This window comes from Rothia nasimurium (assembly GCF_049068285.1).
GTDB classification, from domain to species: domain Bacteria; phylum Actinomycetota; class Actinomycetes; order Actinomycetales; family Micrococcaceae; genus Rothia; species Rothia nasimurium_I.
In genome coordinates, this window is the sequence record NZ_JBLKPV010000003.1 from 35,824 (window position 1) to 59,371 (window position 23,548).

At 61.3% G+C, this 23,548-nt stretch carries 25 protein-coding genes; 5 read left to right on the plus strand and 20 right to left on the minus strand.

The window, feature by feature from the left end; genetic code table 11:
• Positions 1 to 3 precede the first annotated feature (3 nt).
• The 4 genes from pheS to ACMXX3_RS03685 all read right to left on the minus strand — a co-directional run bounded on the left by pheS (position 4) and on the right by ACMXX3_RS03685 (position 3,339).
• Entirely contained in the window at positions 4 to 1,131 is a 1,128-nt protein-coding gene (pheS, locus tag ACMXX3_RS03670; RefSeq protein WP_421083412.1) for a phenylalanine--tRNA ligase subunit alpha, read from the minus strand.
• Positions 1,132 to 1,345: 214 nt separating this feature from the next.
• Positions 1,346 to 1,786 (minus strand): hypothetical protein, encoded by a 441-nt coding sequence (locus ACMXX3_RS03675; protein ID WP_421083413.1) that lies wholly within the window; start codon positions 1,784 to 1,786, stop codon positions 1,346 to 1,348.
• 174 nt (positions 1,787 to 1,960) lie between these two features.
• Positions 1,961 to 2,404 carry a (deoxy)nucleoside triphosphate pyrophosphohydrolase gene (locus ACMXX3_RS03680; RefSeq protein ID WP_421083414.1) on the minus strand — a complete coding sequence of 148 codons (444 nt, stop codon included), beginning with the start codon at positions 2,402 to 2,404 and terminating at the stop codon, positions 1,961 to 1,963.
• The gene (locus ACMXX3_RS03685) at positions 2,404 to 3,339 is read right to left on the minus strand and encodes a TrmH family RNA methyltransferase (RefSeq protein ID WP_421083415.1); all 936 of its coding nucleotides are present in this window, start codon (positions 3,337 to 3,339) and stop codon (positions 2,404 to 2,406) included. Before ACMXX3_RS03685 ends, ACMXX3_RS03680 begins: the two co-directional genes overlap by 1 nt.
• A 996-nt stretch (positions 3,340 to 4,335) precedes the next feature.
• Here ACMXX3_RS03685 and ACMXX3_RS03690 point away from each other — a divergent pair.
• Positions 4,336 to 5,001, plus strand: coding sequence for an NAD(P)H-dependent oxidoreductase (locus ACMXX3_RS03690; RefSeq protein WP_421083416.1), 666 nt, complete (start codon positions 4,336 to 4,338; stop codon positions 4,999 to 5,001).
• 428 nt (positions 5,002 to 5,429) lie between these two features.
• Here ACMXX3_RS03690 and rplT read toward each other — a convergent pair whose 3' ends face one another.
• The 3 genes from rplT to infC all read right to left on the minus strand — a co-directional run bounded on the left by rplT (position 5,430) and on the right by infC (position 6,973).
• Positions 5,430 to 5,813, minus strand: a complete 384-nt coding sequence (rplT, locus tag ACMXX3_RS03695) for a 50S ribosomal protein L20 (RefSeq protein ID WP_135011424.1) — start codon at positions 5,811 to 5,813, stop codon at positions 5,430 to 5,432.
• 115 nt (positions 5,814 to 5,928) lie between these two features.
• Entirely contained in the window at positions 5,929 to 6,123 is a 195-nt protein-coding gene (gene rpmI, locus ACMXX3_RS03700; RefSeq protein ID WP_135011425.1) for a 50S ribosomal protein L35, read from the minus strand.
• Positions 6,124 to 6,322: 199 nt separating this feature from the next.
• Positions 6,323 to 6,973, minus strand: a complete 651-nt coding sequence (gene infC / locus ACMXX3_RS03705) for a translation initiation factor IF-3 (RefSeq protein WP_421083582.1) — start codon at positions 6,971 to 6,973, stop codon at positions 6,323 to 6,325.
• Between the two features lie 335 nt (positions 6,974 to 7,308).
• Here infC and ACMXX3_RS03710 point away from each other — a divergent pair, with 335 nt between their 5' ends.
• Positions 7,309 to 7,734: a DUF1844 domain-containing protein gene (locus ACMXX3_RS03710; RefSeq protein ID WP_421083417.1), complete on the plus strand. Its 426-nt coding sequence runs from the start codon at positions 7,309 to 7,311 to the stop codon at positions 7,732 to 7,734.
• Positions 7,735 to 7,820: 86 nt separating this feature from the next.
• Here the strand turns inward: ACMXX3_RS03710 and ACMXX3_RS03715 are convergent, their stop codons facing one another.
• The 7 genes from ACMXX3_RS03715 to ACMXX3_RS03745 form a co-directional block, all read right to left on the minus strand.
• Positions 7,821 to 8,741, minus strand: coding sequence for an SseB family protein (locus ACMXX3_RS03715; RefSeq protein ID WP_421083418.1), 921 nt, complete (start codon positions 8,739 to 8,741; stop codon positions 7,821 to 7,823).
• Positions 8,741 to 9,472, minus strand: a complete 732-nt coding sequence (gene priA / locus ACMXX3_RS03720) for a bifunctional 1-(5-phosphoribosyl)-5-((5-phosphoribosylamino)methylideneamino)imidazole-4-carboxamide isomerase/phosphoribosylanthranilate isomerase PriA (RefSeq protein WP_421083419.1) — start codon at positions 9,470 to 9,472, stop codon at positions 8,741 to 8,743. Before priA ends, ACMXX3_RS03715 begins: the two co-directional genes overlap by 1 nt.
• Before the next feature lie 38 nt (positions 9,473 to 9,510).
• On the minus strand, positions 9,511 to 9,684 hold the full coding sequence (locus ACMXX3_RS03725; protein ID WP_421083420.1) for a hypothetical protein: 174 nt from the start codon (positions 9,682 to 9,684) through the stop codon (positions 9,511 to 9,513).
• 6 nt (positions 9,685 to 9,690) lie between these two features.
• Positions 9,691 to 10,368, minus strand: a complete 678-nt coding sequence (hisH, locus tag ACMXX3_RS03730; protein WP_421083421.1) for an imidazole glycerol phosphate synthase subunit HisH — start codon at positions 10,366 to 10,368, stop codon at positions 9,691 to 9,693.
• Positions 10,369 to 11,001, minus strand: a complete 633-nt coding sequence (hisB, locus tag ACMXX3_RS03735; RefSeq protein WP_421083422.1) for an imidazoleglycerol-phosphate dehydratase HisB — start codon at positions 10,999 to 11,001, stop codon at positions 10,369 to 10,371. It abuts the gene before it with no gap.
• A 49-nt stretch (positions 11,002 to 11,050) separates the two neighbouring features.
• Positions 11,051 to 12,160, minus strand: coding sequence for a histidinol-phosphate transaminase (locus ACMXX3_RS03740; protein WP_421083423.1), 1,110 nt, complete (start codon positions 12,158 to 12,160; stop codon positions 11,051 to 11,053).
• Between the two features lie 90 nt (positions 12,161 to 12,250).
• Positions 12,251 to 12,607: a LysM peptidoglycan-binding domain-containing protein gene (locus ACMXX3_RS03745; protein WP_421083424.1), complete on the minus strand. Its 357-nt coding sequence runs from the start codon at positions 12,605 to 12,607 to the stop codon at positions 12,251 to 12,253.
• Positions 12,608 to 12,930: 323 nt separating this feature from the next.
• Here ACMXX3_RS03745 and lexA point away from each other — a divergent pair, with 323 nt between their 5' ends.
• Positions 12,931 to 13,644, plus strand: coding sequence for a transcriptional repressor LexA (lexA, locus tag ACMXX3_RS03750; protein ID WP_421083425.1), 714 nt, complete (start codon positions 12,931 to 12,933; stop codon positions 13,642 to 13,644).
• A 112-nt stretch (positions 13,645 to 13,756) separates the two neighbouring features.
• Here the strand turns inward: lexA and ACMXX3_RS03755 are convergent, their stop codons facing one another.
• Both ACMXX3_RS03755 and hflX read right to left on the minus strand, forming a co-directional pair.
• Positions 13,757 to 15,793 (minus strand): ATP-dependent DNA helicase, encoded by a 2,037-nt coding sequence (locus ACMXX3_RS03755; protein ID WP_421083426.1) that lies wholly within the window; start codon positions 15,791 to 15,793, stop codon positions 13,757 to 13,759.
• Complete coding sequence (gene hflX / locus ACMXX3_RS03760) at positions 15,790 to 17,394, minus strand: GTPase HflX (RefSeq protein WP_421083427.1); 1,605 nt, start codon at positions 17,392 to 17,394, stop codon at positions 15,790 to 15,792. The genes ACMXX3_RS03755 and hflX overlap by 4 nt, the downstream gene beginning before the upstream one ends.
• A gap of 88 nt (positions 17,395 to 17,482) precedes the next feature.
• Here hflX and ACMXX3_RS03765 point away from each other — a divergent pair, with 88 nt between their 5' ends.
• Entirely contained in the window at positions 17,483 to 18,088 is a 606-nt protein-coding gene (locus tag ACMXX3_RS03765) for a class I SAM-dependent methyltransferase (RefSeq protein WP_421083428.1), read from the plus strand.
• 144 nt (positions 18,089 to 18,232) lie between these two features.
• Here ACMXX3_RS03765 and ACMXX3_RS03770 read toward each other — a convergent pair whose 3' ends face one another.
• The 4 genes from ACMXX3_RS03770 to miaB are packed head-to-tail and all read right to left on the minus strand — an operon-like array spanning position 18,233 to position 22,347.
• Positions 18,233 to 18,868, minus strand: coding sequence for a class I SAM-dependent methyltransferase (locus ACMXX3_RS03770; RefSeq protein ID WP_421083429.1), 636 nt, complete (start codon positions 18,866 to 18,868; stop codon positions 18,233 to 18,235).
• Positions 18,869 to 19,828 carry a diaminopimelate epimerase gene (dapF, locus tag ACMXX3_RS03775; RefSeq protein WP_421083430.1) on the minus strand — a complete coding sequence of 320 codons (960 nt, stop codon included), beginning with the start codon at positions 19,826 to 19,828 and terminating at the stop codon, positions 18,869 to 18,871.
• A gap of 35 nt (positions 19,829 to 19,863) precedes the next feature.
• On the minus strand, positions 19,864 to 20,841 hold the full coding sequence (gene miaA / locus ACMXX3_RS03780; RefSeq protein ID WP_421083431.1) for a tRNA (adenosine(37)-N6)-dimethylallyltransferase MiaA: 978 nt from the start codon (positions 20,839 to 20,841) through the stop codon (positions 19,864 to 19,866).
• Between the two features lie 3 nt (positions 20,842 to 20,844).
• Complete coding sequence (gene miaB, locus ACMXX3_RS03785) at positions 20,845 to 22,347, minus strand: tRNA (N6-isopentenyl adenosine(37)-C2)-methylthiotransferase MiaB (RefSeq protein WP_421083583.1); 1,503 nt, start codon at positions 22,345 to 22,347, stop codon at positions 20,845 to 20,847.
• Between the two features lie 65 nt (positions 22,348 to 22,412).
• Between miaB and ACMXX3_RS03790 the strand changes: the two genes are divergently transcribed.
• On the plus strand, positions 22,413 to 23,546 hold the full coding sequence (locus tag ACMXX3_RS03790) for a hypothetical protein (RefSeq protein WP_421083432.1): 1,134 nt from the start codon (positions 22,413 to 22,415) through the stop codon (positions 23,544 to 23,546).
• Positions 23,547 to 23,548 lie beyond the last annotated feature (2 nt).

Consider the following 23,548-nt stretch of genomic DNA (forward strand, 5'->3'; position numbering starts at 1 on the left):
GGGTTAGATCTCCATCTTGAACTGCTGTGAGAAACGGACGTCGCCTTCAATCATGTCGCGCATATCCTGCACACCGTTGCGGAACATGAGGGTACGTTCGATGCCCATACCAAAAGCGAAACCTGAGTAAACTTCGGGGTCAACGCCGGCTGCTCGCAGCACATTGGGGTTGACCATGCCGCAGCCGCCCCACTCGATCCAGCGGGGGCCGCCCTTGGCGTCTGGGTGCCAGACGTCCAGCTCAGCGGACGGCTCGGTGAAGGGGAAGTAGTTGGGGCGCAGGCGGATCTTTGCTTCTTCGCCGAACATGGCGCGGGCCATGTGCTCCAGGGTGCCCTTGAGGTCAGCCATGGTCAGGCCCTTATCGACAGCCAGGCCCTCAATCTGGTGGAAGACCGGGGTGTGGGTAGCATCGAGCTCATCGGTGCGGTAGACCTGGCCGGGGCAGACCACGTAGAGGGGCAGGTCGCGGGAGAGCAGGGAGCGCATCTGCACCGGGGAGGTGTGGGTACGCAGCATCAGGTGGGCGCTGGTGGGCTCCACGAAGAAGGTGTCCTGCAGCTCGCGGGCCGGGTGGTCAGGCTTGAAGTTCAGCGAGTCAAAGTTGTACCACTCTGATTCAAGTTCGGGGCCATCGGCAATCTCCCAGCCCATGCCCACGAAGATATCGCACATCTGCTCCTGCAGGACGCTGATGGGGTGGCGGCCGCCAATACGGCGGCGGGGAGTGTGGGCAGTGACGTCCACAGCCTCTTCAACCAGAATACGGGCGTCACGCTCTTCTTCCAGCTGGGCGTTACGGGCCTCAAGAGCCTTGGTCAGGCGTCCGCGCACCTGGCCCATAATCTTGCCGACCTCAGCCTTGTGCTCCTTGCGCAGATCGCGCATCTGCTTATTGGCCAGAGTAAAACCGGCCTTTTCGCCGGTAAAGTCCAGGCGCACACGCTTGAGTTCTTCAAAGTCAGCGGTCTTCTCGGCGATTTCCTTCTGTGCGCGTTCAAACTCGGCGGTGAAGGCTTCGCGGACGGTCGCCAGACCGTTCTCGGGGTCTTTTTCTAGAATGGCGCGAATGTTAGCCAGCACCTGGAAGGGTGTGGGGTTCTCAGGCACCTCGGGCAAAGAATCAGTCATCTGCACTTCTCTTCACAATGTGGGTTTCGGGCGCTTACCGCACCCAGGGCATCAAGACAATAGTTTAGTGCAAATGCCGACCGGGCGCTGAGGCTGTCTAGCTAGTGAACGATGCGAATCTCACCGAACTAGCTTTCTCGAAAGGCTCAACAGGCACTCGCTCGATAGGAACAGAGCGGACGCTGCCCGCAGGTAAGTGACCACTAGTAGGCGCTTAAGGCGCTGGAATAACATCAACCCGTTCAAAGAAGGCACGGGCAACAGGGGTGAAGGTTAGGCCAAGCCAGGTGAGGTTGGCTAAAGACCACGTTAAGAAGCAGGCCATAATTCCCGGGTTTATACCGGAGGGCATAGTCCAGATGAGAGAAATGAGCGAGACAGTGCTGACAACCGTGCAGACAAACCCAAACAGATTAGCAGCTCCTGCTTTTTGCCAGGTGCCGGTGCGGCGGACAACCCAGATATACAGGAAGAAGGTGAGGGCAATTGAAATAACAGCACTCACAACTCCCCGTGCGTCGCTGAAGTCAAGGGAAGTAACCGTTAGCGTCAGGCAGGCGATGCCCGACAGCGCTAAAATGCCCTGCATTACCCGGATAACCGTGGGCACCTCTCCCCTGCTAAAGGCCAGTTGCTGTTTCTCTTTATCTTTCATAAATCATCAGCCTCCTTTCCTTTAGCGTAATGACCAACCGGCCACGGTTCAAGATTGTGAAGCTCGCACAGAAATGGGCCCTCCGGTTCAACCGGAGGGCCCATCACAGCTGGAGAGAAAAGTCAGATACTTTATTTTTCCGTTGGGGTGAGTTCTATGACGCTTCGCCACAGCTTAAGCAGCGCGGACGCCCGCCAGCAGCTCCTCGACGATAGGAAAGTCAGCGGGGATCCAGGGCAGCTCCAGCACCGTGGCATCGAGCGGAACCCAGCGTAACTCGGCGTGATCTTGCAGGGCGGTGGCGCGTCCGTCCGTGATTTCTGCAAACCAAACCCGCATAGCAGCCTTCTCGTTCAGCACCCAGCCCTGGGGGTGGGGGCCAGCGATTTCGGTACCGAGCTGGGCGGTAATGCCCAGCTCTTCGCGCAGTTCACGGAGCAGGGCGCCCTCGCAGGCTTCACCTGGCTCAACCTTGCCGCCGGGAAACTCCCAGAGGCCCGCCAGCGCCGGTGGGGCCGAGCGCTGGCCCACCAGCAGGCGGGTGGGGCTGATCAAAGAATCAACGATAGCTGCCCCGACCACCTGCACCGGGTAGACGGCAGTAGGCTGCTCCCCCACTAGTCGCCCTTGCGGTTCTGGGCCAGGGAGGAGGCGAAGAGGCAGACACCAGCTGCCATGCCGACGTTTAGCGATTCGGCGGCCCCGCGCAGGGGCACGGCCACGCGCAGGGAGGCAGCGGCCTTCTCTTCATCGCTCAGGCCAGCCGCCTCATTGCCGAAGAGCCACATAGTGGGCTTGGCCAGGTCATACTTGACCTTCTTGCGGGGTTCGACGCCGTTACGCAGGGCGAAGGCGGCGTCTTGGAGGTCATCGAGGGAGACCCGGCCATAGCCGTCCGCTGCAAGGACGCCAATGCCCTGGGCTTTGGCGTCCTCGGCGAAATCTTCAAGGTCAATGCCCTGGATCACGGGTACGTGGAAGAGGGAGCCTGCGGTGGAGCGCACTGCCTTGGGGTTGTAGAGGTCAACGGAGCCCTTGGTGGTGACGATCAGGTCAGCACCGGCGGCGTCGGCGGCACGCAGGATAGTGCCGGCGTTGCCCGGGTCTTGCACACGGGCCAGGACGGCGATGAGCTTGGGGTTGATAGCCCCCTCGCCCCAGATGTCGGAGGGGGCGATGTCGTTCTGAAAGGCAACGGCGATAATGCCCTGGGGGCTGACGGATTCGGCCATGGCCGCGAGGACGGGCTCGGTCACCATGCGCATGAAGACCTTACGGCCGGGCTCGGGGGTGGGAGTTCCGTGCACTTCTTCAAGGAGATCGACGATGTCGGGGTGGCGGTCGAAGGCGCGTTCGGTGATGTAGACGGCGTCCAGCAGGGGCTTGATCTGGTGGGCTTTGAGGGCTTCGCGGACGGCCTGCGGCCCCTCTACTAGAAAGTGCCCGGTCTTGGTGCGGGCTGCCCTGGTGGCAAGCTTGGCGATGTCTTTGACGCGGTCTGCCTGGGGGTTTTCCATGACGACGGGGGTGCTGAGGCGTTCTTTGAAGTCCATAGGTTCTATTGTCTCATGATGATGAGCGGGTATTTCCGCGTAGCGAACCAGAAATGCCCGCGAATCGGCTGAGCCTGCGAAGCCGGGCGGACGGGAGCGCGCAACCGTGTAAGAGCGCACCGAATTGGGACAGCCTGTAAGACCCCTTTCTAGCGGTTTGTGGGGAAGGACGCGGTGAGGGGTTGGGGTAGGGCGGACGGCAGGGGGGGTGGTGTGGTCGTGCCGGGTTTGGACCAGCTCGGGCTCAGGGGGCCGGGGTTTGGACCAGCTCGGGCTCAGACGTCCTAGTTTGGACCAGCTCGGACGCAGTCCGGCTAAGATTTGGACCAAAACAGGCTCAGGACGCCTGGGTTTGGACCAGCAACACCTCACCCCACCAGAGTTTGGACCAGCTCGGGCCCCAAAAAGAGGGTTGTTTCCCCGTTTTTTGATCTCGAAGTGGTCCAAACTGTATGAAGGTGCTTTAGAGATGGTCCAAAGTTCACAAACCCGCGACATAGCTAGAGTTCGGACCAGTTTAGAGTCAGGAGAACGGGGGTTTGGACCAACTCGGGCTCAGAGTCCTAGTTTAGACCAGCTCGGACGCAGCCCGGCTAGGATTTGGGCCAAGTCGGGCTCAGGGGGCCGGGGTTTGGACCATAAACACCTCATCCCACCAGAGTTTGGACCAGCTCGGGCCCAAAAAAGAGGGTTGTTTCCCCAATTTTTGATCTTGAAGTGGTCCAATCTTCTTCAAGGTTCCTTGGAAATGGTCCAAAGTTCTCACATATGCGAATCGGTCGAGCCCTTGAAGCCACATATACAGGAGAACACCACCGTGTAAGAGCGCACCGGACTGGGACAGCCTGCAAGGCCTCTTTCTACCTGTTTGTGGGGAAGGACGCGGTGGACTCAATGAACCGTCCTATGCTGAATTTATCCCGGTACACGGAATAAAACTTACGTTTTGTATGTTGATTGGGCGATACCGAAAACCAACTTTCCTAAGAAGGTCCCATGCAGAATCAAGACATCAAGCAGCTCGTCCTCGACGCCGCCCGCCACCGTCGGGCCATCAAGTTCTTTGACCCCGAGAAGAAAATCAGCGACGATGACATCACCTACATCCTCGAAACTGCCCGCCTCTCCCCCAGCTCCGTCGGCGCCCAAGGCTGGCGGTTCGTCGTCCTGCAAAACCCAGAACTCCGCGAAGCCCTCAAACCCTTCAGCTGGGGAGCTGCCCGCCAGCTCGGTGGTGCAAGCCACTTCGTCCTGCTCCTAGCTAAGCGCAACATGCAGCACGACGGCCCCCATATGCAGGCCTCACTTGCCTCCCGCAATCTCTCCCCCGAAGACCACGCCAAAGCCCTCGAAACCTACAAGAGCTTCCAGGTCAACGACATGGGTCTCACCACCGACCGCGCCCTCTTCGACTGGTCCGCCAAGCAAACCTATATCGCCCTGGGCAACATGATGACTGCCGCTGCGCTGATCGGCATTGACTCCTGCCCCATCGAAGGCTTCAACGCCGACAAGGCCAACGCCCTGCTAGCCGACCACGGCATCATCGACCCCGAAACCGAAGGCATCGTCACCATGCTAGCCCTTGGCTACCGTGCTGAAGAGCTACCCTGGCCCCAGACCCGCAAGCCCGCCGAAGAGGTCATCACCTGGGTTGAGTAGCAAAACCCACCCCACCTGCAGCTTCAGGTAGCGCAAAGAGCCCACCCCGCCGCCGTCTGTACCAGGACGGAACCAGGGTGGGCTTTTCTCCACGCAAAAATTTACGACTGGAACACTACTGCTCATTCCTTCTGCGGCCTTGGTCTAGTAGCTCCCACCGCCTCACCCGGACTGTCCACCAAACTCTCGCTGTGCCCGTCAAACGCGTAGACACTGCGAGAGTCTGGTGGGCATTCGCTGTGGGCCCGGCGCCCCAGCCCGGCGCCCCAGCCCCGCTACTCCCGCCCGGCATCCCAGCCCAGCGCCCCAAGCCCCCAGTAAGATCGCAACAAAAAGGACGCCGTCCCCGCTCCCCTGCCCAGGGCAGGAAAGCGGGAGGCGGCGTCCGCACCCCACCTTAAAGTGGGGCAAGACAAACCTAAAAAGACTTAGGCAGCCTTGGGAGCTGAAGTGTCCTCAGGCAGGTTGTTCTTAGCGATTTCAACCAGAGCTGAGAAAGCAGCAGGCTCGTTAACAGCCAGCTCAGCCAGCATACGACGGTCAACCTCAACCTCAGCAGCCTTCAGGCCCTGGATGAAACGGTTGTAGGTCAGGCCCTCAGCGCGAGCAGCTGCGTTGATACGCTGGATCCAGAGACGACGGAAGTCGCCCTTCTTCTTACGACGGTGGTCGTAGCTGTATACCAGTGAGTGAGTAACCTGTTCCTTAGCCTTACGGTAAAGGCGTGAACGCTGGCCACGGTAGCCTGATGCACGATCAAGGATTACTCGGCGCTTCTTGTGCGCGTTAACCGCGCGCTTCACACGTGCCACGTGTGTCTCCTAACGTCTTGTGTCCTACCCAGCTCAAAATCTAACGCTGGTGCAGGAGAGAAAATATCTACTTTTGGTGCGCCCACTTGTGGGCGAAGCTTCAAAAAGAAGGAGCTTACTTGCCCAGCATCTTCTTGATAACCTTAGCCTGACCGCCGGTTACGATCTGGTCAGAAGCCAGACGACGGGTCAGACGGGAGGACTTGTGCTCCAGGTAGTGGCGGCGGTTGGCCTGCTGGCGCTTAACCTTGCCAGTACCGGTGAGCTTGAAGCGCTTCTTAGCACCAGAGTGGGTCTTCTGCTTCGGCATGAGCCGATTCTCCTTATCGTTCTACCCCCACCCCAATCACAGGGTGAGGAACTGAAAAACTAACAACCCTAACAGGTAGGGAAGTTTACAAGGGTGATCTGCCCGCCCCTGTACGTCCTTTCACAAGGACCTACAGGCCACGGACGACGACCAAGCACGCCACCCTACACGAGCAGGTGCCCAATCGCCAAACAGCTCCTTATTCGGCCTGCGCCTGTGCCTTCAACTCAGCCGGCATAGCGTCAGCCAGCGAGTTAGTCACAGGAGTAGCCTCAGTGGTGTTGATGCGTTCGCGACCCTTGCGACCACCCTGCTTCTGGCTCTCACGGCGGGCCTCCTGCTTGCCGCGCAGCGGGGCAAGGACCATCACCATGTTACGACCGTCAACACGAGGGTTGGACTCAACAGTACCAACCTCGGTCAGGTCATTCGCCATACGCTCGAGCAGACGCACACCCATCTCGGGGCGCTGCTGTTCACGACCACGGAACTGAATCATAGCCTTGACCTTGTCACCGCCGGCGAGGAAGCGACGAGCGTGCCCCACCTTGGTTTCGTAGTCATGGGTATCAATCTTGAGGCGGAAACGAATTTCCTTCAAAGAAGCATTAACCTGCTTCTTGCGAGATTCACGTGCCTTCACTGCGGCTTCGTACTTGTACTTACCGAAGTCCATCAGCTTGCACACAGGCGGCTTAGCGTTCGGGGCAACCTCAACCAGGTCGAGGTCAGACTCCTGAGCAAGACGCAGTGCATCTTCTACACGGACAATACCAACCTGTTCACCGCCGGGGCCGACGAGACGGACTTCCGGAACGCGAATTCGGTCGTTGATGCGTGGATCGCTAATGACAAAGCTCCTGTTGCTTTAAAGGGGGTAACCCCCGTGAATTTCTGTGGGAACAAAAAAGTCCCCGGTTGCGGTAAGCAAACGGAGACTCAAAACCCAACCCCAGGGCCAGGGAAAGGACGGGATTACCCGCCGCCCGGCCGTCCGCCCACCTGATTAACCAGGCAGGAGCACTGGGGACAAACCCGACCACCTGGAGCGGTGGAGCAGGTGGGAACAGAAGTTCCGCTTGCATACAGGCCTTAACATTACTGGGTTATGGCCAGATTATCAAGGGTTAATGGCGTGTGACGCCTGATTCACGGTCGCGGGGAAAGGTGTGAGATTCTATACCTATGAGCAAGGAAACCAGCTACCGTTTTGAAGAAACCGCAGGCAACTCCCAGGAGCAGAACCTCCCCGACGGGCTCACCGCTGAGCAGGTCGAAGAAGTCAACGCCCAGATGCGTGATATCGCCGAAGTACCGGCCGTTGAGGTGATCACCACCGCAGCCGTTCACCTCATGAGCGCCGCAGCCGTCAAGTGCGGCCTCGCTGCCGAAGAGAACGCCGATGACCTCAAGGACCTCGATGAGGCCCGCAAGCTCATCACCGCCCTCGCCGGCTTTGTCACCGCAGCCGCCCCTGAGATCGGCTCCCAGCACGCAGCCCCCCTGCGCGACGGCCTGCGCTCCCTCCAGCTGGCCTTCCGCGAGGCCTCCATCATCCCGGACGAGCCCGGCAAGGGCCCCGGCGAAAAGTTCACCGGCCCCGTCTTCTAAGCACTTCCACGAGATAGCAGGACGCCACCTGGCCCGACCGTAACAGCGGTAGGAGGCAGGTGGCGTCCTCGTTTATCAGCAAATCCCTAGGCTGCGGCCAGGGCAATCTGGACCGAATCAATTTGCTCGGCCAGATAGCGGTGCTCGGCCAGGCCCTTTTGCAGGGTTGCAACCGTGCGATCGACCTGCTCCTGGGTCAGGCCGGGCAGCAGCTTCAAGGTGATCTTGAGTTCTGGCCCGTGACCGCCACCGGCAAGGACGCGGCCGTCCTCCGTGCGGCTGAAGACCCCGGCCCCGGGAGCCAACTCAACGGCCACAACCCCGGGCAGGGGCGTCACCAGGTCAGACAGGATCTCAGCTACTTGCGGATTCCGGTAGGAGGGTACCCACTCTTCCCCCTTAGCGATTGCCCAGAAGGCCGGCCGCCGCAGGACAAAGGTCAAAGACGCCCCGGGGTTCAGGACGATCAACTGGTTCTCATCTTCAACCGCAGACAGGGCAGTTTTCCGCATATCGGCGGCCACCGGGCGGGCCAAATCATGCCAGCTGGTCAGGGCATCTACATGGGTAAAGACAGGCAGGGCCTTGCGTCCATCTGGTGCTTGAATAGACACCAGGGCCATATCAGATTCTTTATCAGAGACAAGTCCCTGATCCGTAATTTCAGCCTGCGACAGCTGGGCCACCACAGGGGCAAAAATCCGCACCGAGCGCAGGGCGTCCACCACTGCAACCTCATCAACCTCACCGGCAGCAAAGGCGTCCAGCACCTTCTGCAGGGCAGGATCGGTTGTGCCGTCGTCACCGGGGAACTGGTGGGTGTGGCTGGTGCCCTCCCCCAGGTTACGCCCTTCCCAGGGCTGGCCACCGGTGTCGGTTTTTTGGCCGGCGGACGCCAGCTGGGCAGCAATATGGGCAGGCAGCTCCCGGCGGGGTGCGCTGGGGTTACCGGGGTGGCCATGCCCGTGGGTGTGGGCCCGGTGGACGCGGTCAGAAAAGTCAGTCACTAGGGGCGACCTGCGACGTCCAGGGCCTCACCCAGGGTGAACTTACCGGCGTAGAGAGCCTTACCGGTAATAGCGCCTTCAACGCCAAAGGGAACCATGGTGCGAAGGGCAGCGATATCGTCCAGGGTTGCAATGCCGCCGGAGGCAACAACGGGCTTATCGGTTCGCTCAGCTACCTTCCGCAGCAGATCCAGGTTGGGGCCCTGTAGGGTACCATCCTTGGTGACGTCGGTGACGACGTAGCGGGCGCAGCCGTCCTCGTTGAGACGATCCAGGACCTCCCAAAGGTTACCACCCTCCTGGGTCCAACCACGGGCAGCCAGGGTCTCACCCCGAACGTCCAGCCCCACAGCAATGACATCCCCATACTGGGCAATGACCTTGCGGGTCCACTCAGGGTTTTCCAGGGCTGCAGTACCCAGGTTGATTCGGGCCGGATTCAGGGACAGGGCCCGCTCCAAGGATTCGTCATCCCGGATACCACCGGACATTTCAATCTTGATGGACAGTTCCTGGGCCACCTCGGTCAGAATCTCGATGTTATCGCCCCGGCCAAAGGCAGCGTCCAGGTCAACCAGGTGCAACCACTCAGCACCAGCATTCTGCCACTCCAGGGCAGCCTCAACGGGGGAACCGTAGCTCGTTTCCGAACCAGCCTCACCCTGAACCAGGCGCACTGCCTGGCCGTTTGCGACGTCAACAGCGGGCAAAAGTTCAAGTCGCTGAGTCATGTGTTCTCCTAGGGTTTCAAGTAAATAAAAGGATCAGTTTATGAGCTGTAGTTCATCACTACATACAGGCCGTAGCCGGCAAAGGCTAAACCAACCAGCACGAGCACCAGCTGGGCAGCCCAGGTAATTTTCTGCTTGTAAAAAGAGTAGGCACCGCCAAGAAACATCATGCCCACGGTCATCAGCAGCAAGCCAGAGGTAGTAGCTGACATTCTCCCCTAGCCCTCCTTGTTCAGACGGCCGGTGACGGGCAGGGAGTCAATCCAGTTCCTAAGCAGGCGGATACCGGCTTCACCAGATTTTTCCGGATGGAACTGGGTAGCAGCCAGGGGGCCATTTTCAACAGCAGCAATGAAATCACTACCGTGGTTTGCCCAGGTGACCTGCGGGGGAAGCATGGCTTCATTGTTCTGGTCAAAGGTCCATTCCTGCACCCCGTAGGAGTGAACGAAGTAGAATCGCTCATTCTCAATCCCTTTGAAGAGGGTTGAGCCCTCGGGGACGCGCACCGTATTCCAGCCCATATGGGGCACAACATCGGCCTTGAGCTTCTCTACCGTACCCGGCCATTCACCCAGGCCATCAGCTTCAATTCCGTGTTCAACGCCCTTTTCAAACATGACCTGCAGGCCCACGCAAATGCCCAGGACGGGCCGACCACCGGCGACCCGGCGTCCAATCATGCGAATGGCATCGACTCGGCGGAGCCCGTCCATGACAGCCTTGAAAGCGCCCACGCCCGGAACGAGCAGGCCGTCGGCTCCCAGAACGTCCTCTTCTGCAGATGATAGAACCACACGGGCCCCTGCTTCTTCCAGGGCCCGGACGGCCGAGCGCACGTTGCCAGCCCCGTAGTCAAGGACGGTGACGGTCGGCTTCTGCTGGAGCTCAGCCATTTAGAGGGCCCCCTTGGTGGAGGGGATACCGGCGTGGCGGGGGTCAGGTTCAACAGCCTCGCGCAGGGCCCGGGCCAGGGCCTTGAACTGGGCTTCGGCTATATGGTGGGGGTCGCGCCCGCCCAGCAGGGTAATGTGCAGGCAGATACCGGCGTGGTAGGCAAAGGCCTCAAAGACATGGCGCACCATGGAGCCGGTAAAGTGACCGGCGATCAGGTGGTATTCGAAACCGGCAGGTTCACCGGTGTGCACCAGGTAGGGGCGGCCTGAAATATCAACGACAGCCGAAGCAAGAGCTTCGTCCAAGGGGACGGTTGCGGTGCCGAAGCGGCGGATACCGGCCTTGTCACCCAGGGCCTGGCGCAGGACCTCACCGAGAACGATGCCGGTGTCTTCGACCGTGTGGTGGACGTCGATGTGGGTGTCACCGGAACACTTGATGGTCATGTCAATCAGGGAGTGCTTGGACAGGGCCGTGAGCATGTGGTCGTAGAAGGGAACGCCGGTATCGATGTCTGAGACGCCGGTGCCGTCCAGGTTGATTTCAACGCTGACGGAGGACTCGCTGGTGGTTCGCTCCATCTTGGCGATGCGGGGGCCCAGGCCGGTGGAGCTGGTGGTGGGTACTGCCATGGTTACCTCGTGGGGTCGGTGGGTTGGGTATCAGTCTGATGGGGGCCGGTTAGCGTTCGAACCGGTTGATGTAGGTGGTTAGGTGGTCCAGGAAGGCGGTGGTTTCCTCCCTGGTTCCGGCGGTGACCCGCAGGAAGCCGGGAATACCGTTGTCACGGACGAGGACGCCCTGTTCCAGCAGGTAGGACCAGGCGGCCTTTTCGTTCTTGAGCCCGCCGAAGAAGACGAAATTGGAGTCGGAGACAGCCGGCTCTAGCCCCAGGCTGGTGAGGTGGTCAACGATCCGGTCACGCTGTAAGCGGATGTCATCGACGTTAGCCAGCAGCTGGGTGCGGTGCCTCAGGGCTGCCACAGCGGTGGCCTGGGTGACAGCTGAGAGGTGGTAGGGAAGACGGACCAGGCGGACGGCATCAGCTACAGCCGGGTCTGCTGCGAAGTAGCCCAGGCGAGCACCGGCCAGGGCGAAGGCCTTGGACATGGTGCGGGTAACGATCAGGTGGGGACGGCCCGGGAGCAGGGTCAGGGCGTTCTGAGAACGGTCCTGGGCAAACTCTGCGTAGGCCTCGTCAACAACGACGATACCCCCGTAGGAGAAGACTGCGTCGTAGACAGCTTCAATGACCGCTAGGTCAAGGCCGGTGCCGGTGGGGTTGTTGGGGGAGCAGAGAATGACGATGTTGGGCTGGTGTTCCTGAATCTGCTGGACGGCTGACTCTGCGGTGAGGGAGTAATCCTCGGCCCGGTGCCCTGCGATAAAGGCGGTGTTGGTTCCGTCTGCCAGCAGGGGGTACATGGAGTAGGTGGGCACGAAGCTCATGACCGACCGGCCCGGGCCACCAAAGACCTGCATAATCTGCTGCAGGATCTCGTTGGAGCCGTTGGCTGCCCAGATGTGTTCGGGTGTCAGACCGTGGCCCAGGTAGGAGGCCAGTTCTTCACGCAGGGTGTCGAATTCACGGTCGGGGTAGCGGTTGAGGGTTACAGCCGCTGCTGCCACATCCCGAGTAATGGCGTCAATGACGTCCTGGGGCATGGGATGGGTATTCTCATTGACATTGAGGGTTACCGGAACATCAATCATAGGTGCCCCGTAGGGTGAGCGACCGCGGAGGTCCTCGCGCAGGGGCAGGGCTTCGAGAGTGTAGGAAGATTCAGTCACTCCCTCAGTGTACCGACCGGCCCCACGCTCTGCATTTTTGTTTCAAAGCCTGGCACAGCCTGCACCCCACCTTGGTTTTTTACAGACCTGTTACTTGGTGTAGGCCGGAACCACCAGTTGCTGGCCGGGAACCAGTTTGGCTGAGGTGAGGTCGTTAATCTCCATAATCTGGTTGATGACATCGCGGCTATCCAGGCCGGGGGCAACTTCCTCCGCAATAGTCCAGAGGTTGTCCCCGTGGTAGACCGTGACAGTCTGGCTGCCTGCTGATGAAATATCGAAGTCAGAGCTGGTTGCAGGTGTTGGCATCATAAGGTTCAGTGCCCCAACCACCATGAGGGCAAGAAGGGTGAGGACGGGCAGCCCCCTAAAAACAAAGCGTCCCCGTCGGGTCAATCGGATTCGGCCCCCAAAAGGCTGGGCCGCGCTTGAGGCGATAGCACTCATAGGTCGTTCTCCTGATTCTTGCTCAGACCTTCAACCAGAAGTAGAAAGTCTGTTCTAAAAACTCTTCGTATATATGTTCTATCAGAAAATTCGAACGGAGTCGAGAAAAATTAGAACAAATGTTTGAATAACCTGTCGGTTTGACATAGTCTTAGAAGACCAGAAGATAGTGAAGTCCAGGTGCCTGACACTTTAAGAAAGCCCCTCCTTCACCTTAAGAATCCAGAGGCGCTTTGCCTTAGTTTTCCAGGAAAGCCCGGCAAACCGTCGGTGCTTTTTGAAAACTAAGATTCAAGCCCTCCCCCGAGAAGAGACGAGAAACCGTGAGCGAACGTACTCCGCAGACTCCGGTGAGCCCGCCCACCCGGAGCACTCGCCCCCTAACTGCCCGCCAGCAGAAGATTTTGGACGCCATTTCTACCGCCATTGATGAACACGGCTACCCGCCGTCCATGCGAGAAATTGGTGACCTGGTCGGCCTGGCCTCGCTCTCCTCCGTCACCCACCAGCTCTCCCGCCTCGAAGAGATGGGCTACATCCGCAGGGACCCCAAACGGCCCCGAGCTATCGAAGTCCTCTCTGACTCCGATACTGAAGACCCCCAGCCTGAGACCAACGTCATCCAGCTTCCGGTCGTCCCCCAGTTCGCTCAGACCAACGAAAACCTAGCAACCGTCCCCCTGGTGGGCCGTATTGCCGCAGGCGTCCCCATCTCAGCTGAGCAGGCTGTTGAGGACGTCATGACCCTGCCCCGCCAGCTGGTGGGCCAGGGGGATCTCTTTATGCTCCGCGTCAAGGGCGATTCCATGGTGGATGCTGCCATTTGCGACGGTGACTGGGTTGTCGTCCGGGCCCAGCAGACCGCCCAGAACGGCGATATCGTAGCAGCCCTACTCGATGATGAGGCCACCGTCAAAACCTTCCGACAGCGGGACGGCCACACCTGGCTCCTGCCCCAGAACACCCAGTACGAGCCCATCCTGGGGGACACAGCCACCATCATGGGCAAGGTTGTTTCAGTTCTCCGAAGCCTCTAAGAATCCACTAGGTTCCTCACCACACCTCAGGCAACCCACCCCACCTAAGTCTCTCGTCACAGGCATAAAAATCAGCCCGGCCTTTACAGCCGGGCTGATTTTTTCCCAGTTTTTAGTCCATTGATTGCTTGAGCCTCTCCAGGGCACCGAGAACAACATCGGTGCGGGTGGTCGTCCAGAAGGGTGGCAGGGATTTGACCAGGTAGCTACCGTAGCGCTGGGTTGCAATCCGGGAGTCCAGCACAGCAACCACGCCACGGTCCCCAATAGAGCGCACCAGACGCCCGGCCCCCTGGGCCATGCGGACGGCCGCGTGATAGGCAGAAACAGCCATGAAGCCATTGCCCCCGGCGGCAGCTACCGCCCGCGAACGCGCCTGGGAGAGCGGGTCATCGGGACGGGGGAAGGGGATCCGGTCCATCATCACCAGCCGGCAGGAGTCTCCCGGAACGTCCACGCCCTGCCAGAGGCTCATGGTGCCAAAGAGGCAGGAGTTCGTATCTTCGCTAAATTCCTGGACGAGGGCCCGCAGGGAGGACTCACCCTGCAGCAGAATATTCAGGTCGGTGCGTTCTCGCACATACTCGGCAGCCAGTTCAGCCCCGCGTTTTGAGGAGAAAAGCCCCAGGGCCCCTCCCCCGGAGGCGGTCACCAGTTCAACAATCCGGTCCAGTTGCTCCACAGATACACCCCGGCCGGGTTTGGGCAGGTCAGCTGCCAAGTAGAGCACACCCTGCTTGGGGTAGTCAAAGGGGGAGCCGACATCGATGCCGTCCCAGCGGGGGGCGTCCTTACCCATCAAGCCCAGGGCACCGGCGGCAGCGTCAAAGCTCTCGCCCACCGTCAGCGTTGCGGAGGTGAGGACCACGGTGCGGTTTTCAAAGAGGCCCTCACGCAGGTGGCCTGCCACTGAGATGGGGGCGATGTTGAGGGTGGCCGGGTCGTCGTCTCGGGCTGCAATGTAGCCTTTGCCCGGCTCCCAGGAGCCGGTGCGGGAAACCCAAATCACCTGGTAGAGGGGGTCAGCGGTCAGCATTTTTTCTGACGTTTCGTGGACTTCGGTTAGGGCCGCCCGCGCCATCTGGCGGCCGGCGTCGCCGTCCTTGTCCCCGCCCTTGGTGTCTGTCAAGGCCTGGCGGGCAGCGTCTCTCACCCGTTCCATGGCAGCAGCCACCCGCTCGGGCAGACCCTTGGGCATGAACTCGGCAGGCACGCCATTGAGGGATTCATCAAGAACTAAGGCAGCCTGTTCCAGGGCCTTGTGGTCGGCATCCGTGTGCCGTTTGAGGCTGCGGGCGACCTTGGTGATAGCGGCGGGTGAGAGCGCCCCGGTGACGGCCCCGGTGACGCGGTCAGCCAGTTCGTGGGCTTCATCGATGATGGCGATGTCGTGGTCAGGTAGCACTGCTGCCCCCTCGAAGGCGTTAATAGCCAGCAGGGCATGGTTGGTGATCACGATGTCTGATTCAGCGGCGCGGGTGCGGGCCATTTCGCTGAAGCACTCTTCGACCAGGGGGCATTTTTTGCCCAGGCATTCTGAGGCGTTGACAGAGACCTGCCGCCAGGCCTTATCGCTGACGCCGGGTAGAAGCTCATCGCGGTCGCCGGTGTCGGTGGTATTGGCCCAGTCACGCAGGCGGACCACCTCCTCCCCTAGCTTGCCAGCAGGTCCCACGGAGCCGGTAGCGGCGTCCATATCGAAGAGGGCGTCCCCCTCATCGTCGGGGTAGCCGCCTTCCAGCTTGTGCAGGCAGACGTAGTTATTGCGGCCTTTGAGGATGGCAACGTCTGTCTCGTGTTCGGGCAGATCGCCCAAAGAATCTAGCAGGCGGGGGATGTCTCGATTGACTATCTGGGACTGCAGGGCCAGGGTTGCGGTGGCCACGATGATGGGTTTGTCGCTGGTCTGGGCGGCGTGAATGGCCGGTACCAGATACCCCAGGGATTTACCGGTTCCGGTTCCGGCCTGAACCAGCAGGTGTTTTTGGGTGTCGAGGGCGCGGGCAACGTGGGCGGCCATGGTGCGTTGGCCTTGGCGTTGCTGGCCACCTGATCGTTCAACGACGGTATCGAGCAGGTGCAAAACGGGCTTGGCCCCGGGCAGGGTTTCTAGTTCCTGCCCGGTCGGTGCGGTCACGGGTTGGTTCATGAGCGGACGGTCTCGACGGCCCCTGCTGCGATAGCCTCGTCAATTTCTGGTTGCAGGACTTCTAGGAGTTCATCATCTAGCTGGTACTGGGCCAGTTCGGAGGCCACTTCGTCCCTGACCAGGGCCTGCACATAGGTGCCGTCCTGGACGAAGGCGGTGCGCAGGATTTCTGCGTCCCATTCGTGCAGGCGGGAGACAACGCCACCGGCGGAGAAGGGCACCAGCAGGTTCAGTTCAATGGAGGGACGGGGAATGGTATCCGCGATTTTCTGTTGGAGTTCCTCGATTCCCTCGCCAGTGCGGGCTGAGACAACCACATGGTTGGGCTCTTTCTGGCGCAGGCGCTCAATGACGAAGGGGTCAGCGGCGTCGGCCTTGTTGAGCACGATGATTTCGGGGATGTTCTGAGCGTCAACCTCGGTGATGACCTGGCGGACGGAGTGGATCTGCCCTTCGGGGTCGGGGTGGGAGACATCCACAACGTGAACGATGACGTCCGCGTCGGCCACTTCTTCCAGGGTGGAGCGGAAGGCTTCCACCAGCTGGGTGGGCAGGGCGCGGACGAAGCCGACGGTGTCCGAGAGGGTGTAGCCCACGCCGTCCGGGGTCTGGGCCTTACGGACGGTCGGGTCCAGGGTCGCAAAGAGGGCGTTTTCGACCAGGACGCCGGCGTCGGTCAGGCGGTTGAGCAGGGAGGACTTACCAGCGTTGGTGTAGCCGGCAATGGCGACGGACGGCACCCGGTTACGCTTGCGGTTGAGGCGCTTAGTCTCGCGGGCAGGGGCCATAGCTGCGATTTCTCGCTTGAGCTTGGCCATGCGGGCCCGCAGGCGGCGGCGGTCGAGCTCAATTTTGGTTTCGCCGGGGCCACGGGAGCCGATGCCTTCACCACCGGCGGCCCGGCCACCGGCCTGACGGGAGAGAGAGGCACCCCAGCCACGCAGACGGGGAAGCATGTACTCTAGCTGGGCCAGTTCCACCTGGGCTTTACCCTCGCGGGACTTGGCGTGTTGGGCGAAGATATCCAGGATCAGGGCGGTACGGTCAATGACCTTGACCTTGATGATGTCTTCGATGGCGCGACGCTGGGAGGGGGCCAGTTCGGCGTCCACAATGACGGTATCGGCCCCGCTTGCTTCGACGATGTCCTTAAGTTCAAGGACCTTGCCGGAGCCCAGGTAGGTTCCGGGGTCGGGCTTGAGACGGCGCTGAACCAGACCGTCCAACACCTCAGAACCGGCCGTTTCAGCCAGGGCTGCCAGCTCCCTTAGGGAGTTCTCGGCCTCTTCCAGGGTACCCTCAGACCACACGCCTGCCAGCACAACGCGTTCAAGGCGCAGCTGACGGTATTCGACCTCAGTGACGTCATCGAGTTCGGTAGAGAGCCCGGCGACGCGGCGCAGGGCCCGACGCTCTTCAAGGTCAACCTGGTCGCCGTCGTACTCAGAGTGCTCCTGCTGGTTAGTTGAAAGTTCTCGCGCTCGTTCGTCCAGGAGGCCACCGCCGCTGGTGGCCCGGCCCAGCACTCGATCTACCGTGAGGCGTAGCTGCTCGTCGGAGGGTAGTTTCGGTTCCTGGCTGGGGGTGGGGGTGTCGGTCATAGTACCTTTCAGGTGGTCGCGTTCGTCCCTCTAGTTTACCGGGCTGGCGGGGGTGCGGGTAGGCCTGTATCGCGTAGAATGAACGCTTATGAGTAGCGCGCACTATTTTTCGGAAAACCCCAGCGGAGACTTCAACCCCCAGCCCTTGACCGTTGAGTTAGGTGGCCGCCAGGTTCAGGTGCTGACTGCCCCCGGTATCTTCAGCCCGGGTGGAATCGATAAGGGCACCAAGATTCTGCTGGAGGAGGCCCCCGAGCCGCAGGGGACGCGCCTACTCGATATCGGCTGTGGCTGGGGCCCCATTACCCTGTCCCTAGCCATGGCGGCGCCCGAGGCCCAGGTCTACGGGGTTGAGGTTAACTCCCGATCAGCCAAGCTCACCGAGATGAACGCTGAGCGGCTGGGGCTGGGTAACGTGACGGTATCCTCCCCCGAGGGGCTCGATGAGGCTCTGACCTTTGACACGATCTGGTCTAACCCGCCTATCCGGGTGGGCAAGGACGTCCTGCACGGCATTATGCGCACCTGGCTGCCCCGCCTGGCCCCCGGGGGTGCCGCCTACCTGGTCGTGCAGAAGAACCTGGGCTCCGATTCCCTGCAGAAATGGCTGGCTGAACAGTTCCCTGAGCTAGAGGTAGGCCGATATGCCACTTCCAAGGGCTTCCGTATTCTTGAGGTACGTCGCCCGGAATAGCTTTTCAGCTCGTACACGTAAGAGAGGCAAGGGCATACTTCTGCCCGTCGGCCCTCTCGCAGCTTCGCTCAGTCGCGATTCACGCCAGCCCCAAGCCAACGGGCTGCCAGCATGCCTCTGCCTCTCAGTAGGTCATCTGCTCGGCTAGCCGTTTTTCCTGAGCACCATCACCGCATCGGGTATGGTTGCAGGTTCACCTGCAGGTGAGGTGATATCCCGAGTCCACTCTTCAGCGAGCACAACCTCAATATCGTCACGGCCGTCAGCAAGGACTCGGGCCTCTTCACTGGCCTCTACCATGCGGGCCCTGTGCTTGCGGGCGTCCTCAGGGTCAGCGAAGGAGGGGGCACCGGCGTGGGCCACCGAGATGAGCTCACCGCCGGGGGCCAGCAGATTCAAGGCAGCAGATAGCAGGGGGATCCGATCAAAGTCAGCGTGAGACTGCAAGAAGCTGGTGATAATCAGGTCAAAGCGCTGGTCAGTTGTCCAGTCGGTGAGGTCAGCGTCGATAAAGGTAGCCTCCAGCCCCTCAGTCGCCGCCCGGTCACGGGCCCGCCCTACCGCAACGTCCGAAATGTCAATCCCGGTAGCCTGCCAGCCGCCAGCGGCCAGCCAGAGCACGTCCCCACCTTCACCGCAGCCAAGATCGAGGACGGTGCTGGGCGCCCGATTACCGATGAGGGTGACCAGGGAAGCGTTGGGCTTGCCCGACCACATCTGCTCCCGCTCGGAGTAAATCTCGTTCCACAGTTCCCGGGAGTTTTCTCTTCTTTCAGTCATTTAACCCAGCAGAACCTTGCCGGTCATGGCAGCAGGGCCAGCCAAAACCACGTGTTCAAGGTCGTCAGGGCCGGTCACGAAGGTGACAGCCAGGGTGCCACCGGGAACGTGCACAACCCACTCGTCCGGGGCGGTTGCCCCACCCCAGAAGCGGGTGGCAGCGGCAGCAGCGCAGGCACCGGTACCGCAGGAGAGGGTTTCACCCACACCGCGCTCATGGACGCGCATGCGGATAATCCCAATGTTCTCGGTAGCCGGGTCCCCGTCCTCCGGGGAGATAGTTTCAGGGACGACAAACTCGACGTTGGTGCCGTTCTCCGGCACGGGGGTGACTTCAGGTGCTTCAGTCAGGTTGAGGCCGTCAAGTTTTTCGTCGGTGCCGAGCATGACGACAGTGTGGGGGTTGCCCATGGTGATGGAGAGGGCTTCACGCGGGGTATTGAGCCCGGCGGCAGTTACTTCTGAGTCCGAGTTCTTGGCGCGGGCGTCCTCACCGTGGATAAAGCCCCAGGGGCCCATATCAATGGCGTAGCCGGTATCGGTTCGAGCGACGGTCTTGACCCCGGCGCGGGTGCCAATCTTCAGCAGCTCCCCCTGGTTGAGGGTAATCAGCTGCTCGGTGATGAGGTAGTCAACAAAAGCACGGACCCCGTTGCCGCACATCTCTGCGATAGACCCGTCCCCGTTGCGGTAGTCCATGAACCAGGTAGCTTCGGGGGCTTCGGTAAGCAGGTGGGCGTAGTCGGGCAGGTTCTCGGTCTTGACGGCCCGGATAAAGCCGTCAGCCCCGATACCGAAGTGGCGGTCGGCAACGCGGGCAATGAGCTCTTCGGAGAGGTCGAGAGCGGCGGTGGGGTCGGTGACGAAAATAAAGTCGTTGCCGGTTGCTTGGCCCTTGGTGAGGGTTTTGCCGGTGAGGTCGCCCCAGACGGGGGTAACAGGTTCAGGGTGGACGGCCATGGGGCTCCCTTTCTGCGGTAGGTTTGCTTTTTAGTCTACTGGTCTGAAGCAGCTGGGGTGCTGGTAGAGGTGCTGATGTGGGCAAGGGCCCGGGCGGTAAGGTCCGGGTCTGCCCAGTCGAACCAGGTAACCCGGGGATCTGCCCTAAACCAGGTAAGCTGGCGGCGGGCGAACTGGCGGGTGGCGGTCACGGTATCGTCAACGGCCTGGGCCACAGAATATTCCTGCCCCTCCGGCAGGTGGCCGCGGGTAGCGTCCAGAACCTTGAGGAACTCCCGGTAGCCGATAGCGGCCGGGGCGGTCTTGCCCTCTCTGAGCCCCTGAGCTTCAAGGGCCTCTACCTCGGCTAGCAGACCGGCTTCTTCCATAGCAACTACCCGCTCGTGCAGCCGCTGGTGCAGCTGGGCGCGGTCACCGTTGAGCCCGATTTGCAGGGCAGGCTGGTAGTAGGTGCGGGTGGGCATGAAGGACGAGAAGGGGCGGCCGGTCACCTCAAAGACCTCCAGGGCGCGCACCAGGCGGCGGTCGTCCTTCACCCGCTCGGCAGATTCGGGGTCAACCTCCCGCAGGCGATCCAGCAGGGGGCAGGGGCCGGACGCCGCCAGCTCAGCTTCCAGCCGGGACCGCACAGCCGGGTCGGTGTCGGGAAACTCCAAGACATCCAGGGCGGCACGCACGTAGAGGCCCGAGCCGCCCACCAGAATCGGGTAGTTCCCGCGAGCGCGAATCTCATCGAAGATCTGCCGGGCTTGGGCTTGGAAGGTTGCCACCGAGGCTTCTTCAGTCACATCGAGGGTATCGAGCAGGTGGTGGGGTACCCCGCGCATTTCCTCGGCGGTGACCTTGGCGGTACCGATATTCATGCCCCGGTAGAACTGCATGGAGTCGGCGTTGACGCACTCCCCGCCTAGAGCCAGCGCCAGCTCAATGGCCAGGGCACTCTTGCCTGAGCCGGTGGGGCCCACCACGGCAATAATGGGCAGGGGGCTGCTGCCGGCGTCCTTCTCAACCACAGCTTAGAGGGCGGGCTTGAAGGTGGGGAAACCCAGGGATACGGGGCTGCCGGGCACCTGGGTGGTGCCTGTGCCGCAGGAGTCAGCCTGGGCACGGTCCCAGGCGTCACCGGCGCGGGAGCGGCGTACCGAGTACTGGTCTGCCGTGGGATCGGAGATCAGGTGGAAGGAGCCAGCTTCGGTAATGGGCAGGGTGACCAGGTCGCCGGGGCGGGGCACCTCGCAGCCTTCAGGCACGGTGAAGTGGACCAGGCGCTGGTCGCGGGCCCGGCCCGACAGGCGGCCGGTTTCTTCAGCCTTGCGGCCAGATTCTGCGGTGACCATCAGCTCCACGGTCTTACCCAGTTGCTTGCGGTTCTCTTCACCGGCAATGCGGTCTTGTAAGGCAATCAGGCGCTCGTAACGCTCCTGCACCACAGCCTTAGGCACCTGGTTGGGCATGGTAGCTGCCGGGGTGCCGGGGCGGATCGAGTACTGGAAGGTAAAGGCCGATGAGAAGCGGGCTTCTTCGACCACCCGCAGGGTCTCTTGGAAGTCCTCCTCAGTCTCGCCGGGGAAGCCCACGATGATATCGGTGGTGATGACGGCCTCGGGAATACGCTCGCGTACCTTTTCCAGAATGCCCAGGAACTTCTTGGAGCGGTAGGACCGCTTCATGTCTTTAAGCACCTTGTCAGAGCCGGACTGCAGGGGCATGTGCAGCACGGGCATGACGTTGGGGGTCTCGGCCATAGCGTCAATGACGTCGTCGGTGAACATGGCCGGGTGGGGGGAGGTGAAGCGGACGCGTTCTAGCCCCTCAATCTCACCGCAGGCCCGCAGTAGCTTGGAGAAGGCCTGGCGGTCGCCAAAGGCCACCCCGTAGGAGTTGACGTTTTGGCCCAGCAGGGTCACCTCAATCGCGCCGTCGTCCACCAGGGCCTGCACTTCTGCCAGGATCTCGCCGGGGCGGCGGTCGTTTTCCTTACCGCGCAGGGAGGGCACGATACAGAAGGTACAGGTATTGTTGCAGCCCACCGAGATAGAGACCCACCCCGAGTAGACGTGGTCACGCTTGGTCGGCAGGGTGGAGGGGAAGACCTCCAGCGATTCTAGGAGTTCGGCCTGGGCTTCATGGTTGTGACGGGCCCGCTCCAGCAGGGCAGGGAGGGAACCGATGTTGTGGGTACCGAAAACCACATCAACCCAGGGAGCCTTCTTCAAGATGGTGTCCTGGTCTTTCTGCGCCAGGCAGCCACCTACAGCGATCTGCATGCCCTCGTTCTCGCGCTTGACCGGGGCAAGCTGGCCCAGGTTGCCGTAGAGCTTATTATCGGCGTTCTCGCGCACAGCACAGGTGTTGAAGACCACCAGGTCGGGGGTGGAGCCTTCTTCAGCAGGCACATAGCCATTCGCTTCAAGCAGGCCACTCATGCGCTCTGAATCGTGGACGTTCATCTGGCAGCCGAAGGTACGCACCTCGTAGGTGCGCTGGGGGCCAGATTCAGGAGCTTCTGCTTCTGCGATGGTAGGGGCTTGGGTTTCGGGGTTCACGTCAATACTCACCCCACTAGATTACTAGATAGGCGATAATGGGGCACATGCCCTCTGACCTTTCTTCTCCCCTGGCCGAGCTGGCCCAGCAGGCGGCCTCTTCCTATAGGGCCAAGCCCACTGATCAGCCGGTGATGTCCCCGGCCTTCTTGCGGCTCTTGACCCATGTGTTACATCAGGCTTCCTTGCAGGCAGGACGCCAGGTTGCAGCCGCTGAGGTTCTTTCAGCCGGTATGCGGTCGGTGGTGGTCAGGGTCACCTGGGCAGGACCTGCCCTGCCAGCACCCCGGGGGCGGACGGCCGTCCTCAAGTATTTTCGACGCAGGGACTCTGCGACCAACTCTGGAGGCTTTGGCTACCTGCGGGAAAAGCACGGCTTGCCCGCCCTAGCGGAGCTTATGCCAGGGCTCTACCCTCAGCTTCTCACAGCAGATGATGAGCACCGACTCCTCATCCTTGAGGACGTCTCCGGCAGCCCCTCCCCTGTCAGCTTGGGAGATCTGATGCTCTCTACCGGGGCGGACGCCACCCCCCACCAGGCCCTGACCGCTTGGGCAGATACCTGGGCTAGTATTCTCAGCTCACCTGCCCAGGCAACCACCCAGGCCTCTTTCTCAGCTGAGCTTGCACGTGCCGATGCCCGGGCGTCCGCCCCGGGCTCTCTGCCCTCACCCCAACTGGCCTTTAAGGGCCTGCACCTGCTGGCTGAGCGGCAAGGAGTTGCGGTGGGCTCGGCGGAATTCGCGCACATGGAGCGGGCCGTGGCGAGTATCATCTATCCGGCACCGAGTGAGAGGGTGCTGTCGTCCGGCGATTTTTCTCCGGCTAACCTGCTCGTTACCCTCCCGACCCCACCCCCAGGAGCCGGGGCGGGGCCGTCCTTACCCCTGCCGGTTCGGGGAATCGACGCCGAAGGGACCTGCCTCCACCACTGGGCCCTGCCCCTTGCAGAAATGCTCCTAGGCTTTCCCTCCTGGCCAGAAGGACCCCTACCACCAGCCACCGCTCAAAGCCCCAGCTGGCGCGGGGTGGCCCAAGAGCTCTACCGGCGTATCTGCCCCACTCCTCAGGCAGATATGGACGCAGACCCCCGCCTTGCCGCCGCCTACCTCACCATCCGCGCGATTCTGGCCGAGCAAACAGCAGGCCAAGGCCCCCAAGCCCACCCGTAACA